The 6,654-nt window shown below is 71.9% G+C and carries 5 protein-coding genes; 1 reads left to right on the top strand and 4 read right to left on the bottom strand.

The window, feature by feature from the left end:
• Nucleotides 1–222 precede the first annotated feature (222 nt).
• From FNM00_RS02235 to FNM00_RS02220, 4 genes are all read right to left on the bottom strand, one after another.
• Entirely contained in the window at nt 223–1,137 is a 915-nt protein-coding gene (locus FNM00_RS02235; RefSeq protein ID WP_143911376.1) for a cation diffusion facilitator family transporter, read from the bottom strand.
• A gap of 264 nt (nt 1,138–1,401) precedes the next feature.
• Nucleotides 1,402–2,736 (bottom strand): DUF5719 family protein, encoded by a 1,335-nt coding sequence (locus FNM00_RS02230; protein ID WP_143911375.1) that lies wholly within the window; start codon nt 2,734–2,736, stop codon nt 1,402–1,404.
• Nucleotides 2,733–5,501 (bottom strand): glycosyltransferase family 2 protein, encoded by a 2,769-nt coding sequence (locus FNM00_RS02225; RefSeq protein ID WP_143911374.1) that lies wholly within the window; start codon nt 5,499–5,501, stop codon nt 2,733–2,735. Before FNM00_RS02225 ends, FNM00_RS02230 begins: the two co-directional genes overlap by 4 nt.
• 42 nt (nt 5,502–5,543) lie before the next feature.
• Nucleotides 5,544–5,795: a WhiB family transcriptional regulator gene (locus FNM00_RS02220; RefSeq protein ID WP_185972933.1), complete on the bottom strand. Its 252-nt coding sequence runs from the start codon at nt 5,793–5,795 to the stop codon at nt 5,544–5,546.
• A 96-nt stretch (nt 5,796–5,891) separates the two neighbouring features.
• Here FNM00_RS02220 and FNM00_RS02215 point away from each other — a divergent pair, with 96 nt between their 5' ends.
• Nucleotides 5,892–6,548, top strand: coding sequence for a TIGR03089 family protein (locus FNM00_RS02215; protein WP_185972932.1), 657 nt, complete (start codon nt 5,892–5,894; stop codon nt 6,546–6,548).
• Nucleotides 6,549–6,654: the final 106 nt, after the last annotated feature.

Below are 6,654 nucleotides of genomic sequence, written 5' to 3'. Positions count from 1 at the left end.
CCCCCCCCCCGGGGGTGGCGCGCCCCCCGCCCGCCGGCGGGTGGGGGTGGCCGCCCCCCACCGCTCAACCCAGCGTGCCTCGAGCGGTGAGTTACGCACCTCTCGCGATGGGCAACGGTGGGTGAGACACCCCTCGAGAGCCGCGAGCGGTGCGTAGGTCACCGCCCCAACGCCGAGCGGTGCGTAGGTCACCGCCCTGGTGGGGGCGGAACGGGCGACGGCTCAGACGTGGACGTGGGACTCGGAGTCCTCGTGGCCCAATGGCTCGATCTGGAAGGTCGAGTGCTCGACATCGAAGTGCTCCGACAGGCAGGAACGGAGCCGGTCGAGCACCTCGTGCGCCTCGCTCATCTGATCGACCGACTCGGCGACCACGACGTGTGCGCTCATGACGGGCATGCCCGAGGTGATGGTCCACACGTGCAGATCGTGGACATCGACCACGCCGGGGATATCGACGATGTGGTCACGCAGAGCCGCCAGGTCGACTCCGCGCGGGGCCGACTCGAGCAGGACCTCGCCGACCTCCCGCAGTAGCGAGATCGCCCGCGGGACGATGAGCGCGGCGATCACCAGCGAGGCGATCGGGTCGGCCGCGGACCAGCCGGTCGCCACGATGATCGTGGCCGAGACCAGCACGGCGATCGAGCCGAGCGCGTCCCCCAGGACCTCCAGATACGCACCCCGGACGTTGAGGTTCTCCCGCGCCCCGCTGCGCAACAGCAGCAGCGCGACGATATTGGCGACCAGGCCGACGGCACCGGCGGCCAGGACGAGACCCCCGTCGATGTCCACCGGGCTGCTGAGCCGGCGGACGGCGCCGACCACGATGACCGCGCACAGGCCGATCAGGATGAGCCCGTTGGCTCCGGCCGCGAGCACCTCGGCGCGATGGAAGCCATAGGACGATCGAGCATCACGCCCGCCACCGCGCTGCCCGATGGTGATCGCGATGAGCGCCATGAGCACGCCGATGGCATCGGTGAGCACGTGGCCGGCGTCGGCGAAGAGGGCGAGGCTGCCAGTGAGGGTCGCCACGACGATCTGCACGAGGAAGACGGTGATCGCGATAGCAAGCACGGCCGCGAGACGACCGCGGTGCTGGACGCCGCTCGTGTGCTGGTGTCCGTGGCCCATGCGAATAAGGCTAGACCGGTGTTGCGAAAATCTCGACCACCCTCCCGCGCCTCGGAGGGTGGCCCGTCTCACACGGCCCCACCGATGGACGCCACCTGGTCGACGGTTCCGTCGCCGCGCCCGCAGGAGCGGTGACCTACGCACGCCTCGACCGCCAGAGCGGTGGCTGAGGCACTCCTCACTGGCCGTGAGAGGTGCGTAAATCACCGCTCATCGGGTCGTGAGGTGCGCAGGTCACCGCTGGCACCGAGGCTGCGCAGGCGGTCAGTGCCAGCGTCCGCCCCAGGAGACATGCGGCGCGAGCACGGCCGTGGGTGCGGCGAGGACGGGTGCCAGGGCGATCCCGTCCCCCTCGGCGTATCTCGCCTGGGCATACATCCCGGGACCGGTCACCAGGAGATAGGCCGCTCCGTCGGCGACCTCGCCCGCCCCGATCGCGAGACTGCCGCCCTCGGGGATGTCCAGCGTCTGCTCCCCGAGCGAGTTCATATCGGTATCGAAGGCCTCGACGGTCGCCTGCCCGGCCCGCCCGGTGCTCGCCACGGTCAGACGCGTGTCGGCGACCACCGGGAGGAGCGCGCCACGGTCCTCGAGCGCGGTGAGGCTCGTCCCGAGGGCGAGGTCGTTCTCCCCCTGCCACCGGCTCGTGGCCGTGACCGGCTGGTCCGCGCTCAGCAGGAGCGGAGCGTCCACGGCGGGGAGATCGACGCGCGCGACGGTGCCTGGCTCGACCGGGACGTCGTCGAGCCCCTCCAGCACGTACGTGCCGTTGTCGGCACCGAGGGCCGAGACCCGCACGTTCGCGGTCTCCTCCCCCGGGTTGGTCATCAGGAGCGCTCTCGCCCCCTCGCCGTCCGCCGAGGCGACGACCACCTCGCGGGCCGGAGCCGCCGAGGCCGTCATGAGCTCGCTGCCCCGGACGTCCGAGCTGCCCGCGTCGAGGACCTGGGCCGTGGCCTCACCCCGCAGACGCTGCACCCGGACGGCCATGGTCGTCTCTGCCGCCGCGAGATCCGAGGCGGCGACACGCCGCACCTCGCCGGCGTCGAGCGTGATGGTGTCGTCACCGGCAATCGCCAAGGCTCCGGACTCCCCCCATGCAGAGAGCCGCACGACCGCGGGACCATCGCCCGGGTTGACGATCACGAGCTGCGAATCGTGTCCGTCGACCGCGCCGAGGCCGGTGAACCAGTCGTCATCGGCACGCGTGGCGCACGGCGCGACCACCAGGCCGTCGCCACTGCCGTCAGCGTTCCCGGTGACGAAGCCGGCCGCCCCCGAGCCCGAGCCCGTCTGGGTGACGGCCACCGCCTCGCCGGCGCTTCCGGCGGCTCTCCAGTCGGCCGGGTCCTCCAGGTCGGCGATCTCGGCGTCATCGGGCAATGCGCGCGCGGAGACGGAGTCGCCCGGCGATACCTGTCCTGCCAGCACGGAGAGCCCGTCGCCGGACGGACAGGTGTAGGTGGTCGCGTCGACGTCGAGCGTTTCGGGCGACCGTTCGTCGGCGTCGCGGGACACCGAGGGCACCACCGCGGCGACGACGATCACGGCTGCCGCCACCACCGGTGCCAGGAAACGGGGGGTGATCTGGATCTTCACAGCTCTTCCTCCTGCTCGGCGCGGCCGCGGCCGGGGATCGCCCCGATGGCCAGGGCTCCCCAGCCGAGCAGCCAGACTCCGACGAGGACCGGACGCGCCGCCGACGCCTCAGGGGTGTCGATGTCATCGGACGGCTCCACCTCGACGGTCCACACGCGCGAGCCGGGCCGGTCGCTGCCCGCCGGGGCGAGCCCCGGGGCGGCGCTGATCCGCACGGCGGCGTCGGTGCTCGCGTCCGGCAGGTAGATCGCCTGGACACCGGCATCGGCCAGGTCCTGCACCGAGGCCGACGATGGTTCGGCGACGAGGCGAGCGACCACCGCGGCGAAGTCGTCGCGACGCTCCGGCGCGGCCCGGGCGGTCTCCTGCCCGAGATGCGGTCCCCGGCCGTGGACGACGTCGATCGTGACGCCGTCCTCGATATCGCCCGAGACCATCAGCGTCGTGATGTCCTGATCGGCCAGGTAGGCGGGAACGGTCGGCTCGGCCGTCGACGCCAGCGGCCCTTCGATACCGCGAGCGACCCACCACGCACCGGCGCCCAGCGGGAACACCAGGGCGAGGACGGTGAGCCCGAGCGCGACCCGGCGGCCCGCGCGGGCGGTCTCGCCGGCAGCGAGAAGAGCCGCGGTCCCGAGACCCGCGATCCAGATCGCGGACCCGAGGCCCGACCAGGCCGATGAGCCCGGCGGACCGGCGACCGCCGGAACCAGCATCCCGATGGCGGCGATCACGAGTCCGCTGAGAGCGACGACCCAGCTCACACTCACCTCGTACCGCGTGGCGCGGGGCACGAGCGCGAGCACACCGAGCACCAGGACGCCGAAGGAGAGCCAGGGCAGCGTGGCGCCCGGACCGCCGCCGAGGCCTCCGAGGATGTCCAGCGCGGTGGTGTCGACGCCGCGCGGCACACCGGCCTCCCACCACCACAGCGACGGGTGCAGGAACCGCGCCCACCACGACGGGCCCGCCACGAGCGCGGCCGCGACGACGCCGGCCACGAGCTCGCGCGGCGGTCGGAGGCGAGCGACGATGAGCAGACCCGCGATGGCGACGATCGCGATGAGGAAGCCGGCCGGCGCGAAGACCGAGACCACGGCCAGCCAGAGCCCGACCTGAGCGGCTCGGGTCCACGACGGAGTCACCAGGGTGTGGGTGACGACATTCGCGAGCAGCGGGGCGAGCACGAGCGCCACGACGGTGCCGAGTCGTCCCTGCGCGACGGCACCGGTGCCCGCCACCAGCACGCCGTACGAGACGGCCCAGATCATGCGAGCGACGCGATGATCGGTGATGAGCCGGCCGAAGCGATGTGCCGTCATGGCGGCAAGGGGCACGGCGAGCACCAGGATCGTCCATGGCAACAGCCCGGGGGCGAAGGCGAAGGGCAGCCCCACCAGCGCGATGACGGGAAGATACGGGGCCGGCCACGAGCTTGCTGGAAGGCCCGCGCCGTCGACGGTGCGCGCCATCAGGTCGCGCCACCAGTCCGCGACCGAGTCCGGCGAGGCGGGCAGCACGGGTGAGGCCACGCTGCCCGTCCAGAGACCACGGGCGGCGATCAGCGCGAGCAGGACCAGCACGAGCAGCGTCGTGGCCCAGGGGTACCGCCGGTACCAGCGATCGGCGTCCTCTACGACGATCTCCTCGTCGAGGACGTCCAGGGACGACGCACGACGTCCGAGCGTCTGGACCGCCTCGGGCCGCACCATCGCCTGGACGCTCTCGACCATGACATCCCAGCCGTGCTGGTACGGCAGCCAGGCGGAGGGGAACAGGTGCCGGATGTCGCGCCGAGCGACCGTGGCGGTCGCGGCGCGGTCACGGCGGGCACCCCGCATGCGTCGCGGGGCGGCGAAGACCGAGCGGAGCGCGGCGGCCTCTCCACGCGCTCCCCGTGTGTCCTTGAAGACCAGATCGGCGATCATCCGCAGCAAGGAACCGAGGACGAAGCGCACGGACTGCCACCAGAACCGGAAGCCGGTCTCGTTGGCCAGCACCGTGTAGACGGCGGCACGACGCTGCTCCCCGGCGACGACCCGACGGCGCCGTGTGCGCCGGGCCGACGCCTCGGCATGGAAGATCACCGCCGGCGGCGCGGTGCGGGTCCGAAGGCCCGCACGAGCGACCCGCCAGCCGAAGTCGACATCGTCGAAGAAGAGCGGGAGCGCCGGATCGAGACCGCCGAGCCGCTCCCAGGCGTCGTTCCGCACCAACATGCCGGCGGTGTTCACCGCGAGAACATCGCGGGGCCAGTCGTGCTGGCCGGCGTCGGGCTCGCCCGGTTCGAGCCCGGTCTCGAGTCGACCGGTGCCGGTGACCGTGCGGCCCACTTCGAGCAGGCGCTGGAGGGAGGGCCACTCACGGATCTTCGGTCCGACGACGGCGATGTCCTCGGCGCTCGTGGCCTCGTCGAGCAGGGCCGTGAGGGCGCCGGGATCGACGATCGCATCGTCGTGGAGCAGCCAGATCCACTCCGCCGGGCCGCTCGCGTGCTCGAGCCCCAGGCGGACGGCGTCACCGAAACCGGTGCCCGCGGGCGCCTCGACGACGTGTGCGTCACCGAGGGCCTCGCGCAGCAGGGTGCCGGAGGCGTCCTCCTGGGGGGCGACATCGACGGCGACCCATTCGGCGGGCAGATGCTCCAGCTGCGCCAGCGATGCCAGGGTCTGGGGCAGCCAACGCTCACCGCGGCGACTCACCAGAACGGCGACGACACGCGGTGGCGAACTGCGCCACGCGGGCAGCTGTTCCTCCTCGTCCACCCAGCCGAGGCTAGTGGACGAGGCGAAGAAGCGCGCCGTGGGTCAGGCGCGCTTCTTGAGCTTGCGGCGTTCGCGCTCTGAGAGACCGCCCCAGATGCCGAAGCGCTCGTCGTGAGCGAGCGCATACTCCAAGCAATCGTCCCGGACCTCGCACGTCGTGCAGACGCGCTTGGCCTCGCGGGTTGAGCCGCCCTTCTCGGGGAAGAACGACTCGGGGTCGGTCTGGGCACACAGGGCACGCTCCTGCCAGGCCAGCTCTGGATCGCTGGGCGGTGGCCAAACCTCGAATGACATACCTGAAATTACAGCCGTGGTCCTGCCAAACGTCAAGCTGAAAAGCAATCCTGGGGATATCTTCGGCGTGTCGTCCACAGGTTGTACGGTCGAGAGGTGTCCTCGACCCTGGCTTCGCTCGCCCCCGCGAGCCCTCAACCGCTCATCACGTTCTACGACCTCGCCACCGGTGAGCGGGTCGAGTTGAGCGGCATCACGCTCGGCAACTGGGTCGCCAAGGCGACCAACTATCTCACCGAGGAGCTCGAGATCGAGGCCGGTGCCCGGCTGCGCCTGGGGTTGCCCGCGCATTGGCTACGGCCGGTGTGGGCCCTCGCCGCCTGGACGGCCGGCGCGGTGGTCACCGATCAGCCCGCCGATATCGCCGTCGTCGGCCCCGATCTCGATGCCGACGAGCCCATCCGCCTGGCCGCCTCGCTGCGCCCGCTGGGTGCGCGTTTCGCCGATCGCCCCGAGGGATTCATCGACATCGCCGAGGTCGTGCCTCCGCAGCCCGACCTGCTGCTGACGATCGACTCTCCCAGCCCCGACGATCTCGCCGTCGACCTCGACGGCACTCGGCGCTCGCATGCCGAGGTCCTCCAGTCGGCACCGGACGGGCGCCGTCTCCTGCTGGACACGCCGGCACTCGGCGAGGAGATCGACGCGCTCGTCGCCGCCTGCCTCAGCGCCGGTTCGTTGGTGATCACGGTCGGCGGAGGCGACGAGGACCGCGCGCGGATCGCGGCCCAGGAGAACGCCGAGCTGCCCTGACCCGCCGCGCGAGCGGTGACTCACGCACTCCTCAACGACGCGAGCGGTGGCCTACGCACCCCTCAACGGCCGCGAGACGTGCGTAACCCACCGCCCAAGGGCGCGA

Origin of the sequence: Aeromicrobium piscarium (assembly GCF_007421815.1) — a bacterium.
Taxonomy (GTDB): Bacteria; Actinomycetota; Actinomycetes; order Propionibacteriales; family Nocardioidaceae; genus Aeromicrobium; species Aeromicrobium piscarium.
This window is presented reverse-complemented; position numbering and strand designations above follow the sequence as displayed.